Annotated in this window: 2 protein-coding genes; both read left to right on the forward strand. The window is 45.4% G+C overall.

Translation table 11 applies throughout. From position 1 onward, the window contains the following. Positions 1-571: PilN domain-containing protein (locus GY843_RS08810; protein ID WP_297308668.1), on the forward strand; the 571-nt coding region annotated here is incomplete at its 5' end. Between the two features lie 18 nt (positions 572-589). Continuing rightward, positions 590-1410, forward strand: an 821-nt coding sequence (locus GY843_RS08815) for a LamG-like jellyroll fold domain-containing protein (RefSeq protein WP_297308671.1), incomplete at its 3' end; no start/stop codon positions are given.

Genomic DNA, 1410 nt, shown 5'->3' on the forward strand with positions numbered 1-1410 from the left:
AGGAAGGACGGGCAGTAGAACCATCGGAAAGTCAACGGATAGATTCCATGACATTTCGCCAGACGTGTTACCCGCCAAATACCGACCTCAGCCCGTGCCATTTAAATACGCTTTCCTTGGTTTGATTCCGGTGGTACTTATTGGTGGGCTGTTGCCGATTTATAACATTGCAAATAACAACGGTACACATACTGTGGGATTGCAGGCAAAGTTGGATGACCTGAATCATACTCTTCAGGAAATAAATCGGGCTGCTAATTCTATAAACAATGTGGAAAATACAATTAGTAGTTTCAGAGCAGAAGCTGCTAATTTGAGGGAGCAAGCCCAGTCAGTATCATCTGTTAATGAAGGTTTTGGCTATACAACGCAACTTGTTGTTGATGCATTACCTGCCGGGACTTCGCTAACTTCCATCAGTGTTGGTGCTGACCACATTTCACTGGTTGGCGGAACCTCAAGTCCTTCAAGGGTTATCGACTATGCGAAAGCGTTAGAGAATCTAGGAGAATTCAAAAGCGTGTTCATTACAAACCTTAGTAACAGTTTTAACTTAGAAATTGAAAGATAAAGATGGTGTGGTAATTCGATGAAAGAGATGAAGATCGGTAATCCAAACGAAAAGGGATTCACTCTTGGAGAGTTACTGGTGGTGATTGCCATCATGACTATCCTGGTAGCTGTGGCGGTAGGTGCGTTTACCGGGCTGATTGGAAGTGGTAAATCCGAATCGGCCAAGTTCGAAAAAGAGGCTGTGCAATCAGCGGTAGAGACATATCTGGCAGTGAGTGGCACCACCGTAGTAACAGCCCGCAGTGGTGCAGCGGTTATTACTTCCAATGATGGCGACGCGCCATTTTCGACTTATTTGCGTCGATTGCCTACTAGCTATCAGTATACCTGGACAGCTACCGGAAGTGTAACTCAATTCGGTGCTCCCTCTACAGGTGGTGGTGGTGCCTCGTGGACTAATACCTATTCGGCGGATTTCGACGGTAGTGACGATATTATAGTAGGTCCAGCTACTAACGCAATAATTGGTGAGAATGTGCAGAACATGACCATGTCGTGCTGGGTGAAAACTACTAACAGTGCTGCTCAATACGTTATGAGCCTCAAAAGATTGACCCCGAGCTCACATTCGACGTTGTTTTCGATGGGAGTGAATAATCCCACCGGCCAAGTGTATCTTCTTACGTATAATGGCAGCCATACTTATCTGAATTCCATAGGTCAATCAGTCGATGATGGTAATTGGCATCATATCTGTGCTGTGGTCGATGGATCAACGCGGACACTGTATCTGGACGGTAGTTCGGTCGGTTCAGATTCTAATGGCATCTCAAACGTAACTGGCAATACAGACTATTTCACCGTAGGTGGTTTTGTAGATCCATATGGAAGTCTGGA

It is taken from the genome of Neptuniibacter sp. (assembly GCF_024231755.1).
GTDB lineage: Bacteria > Pseudomonadota > Gammaproteobacteria > Pseudomonadales > Balneatricaceae > Neptuniibacter.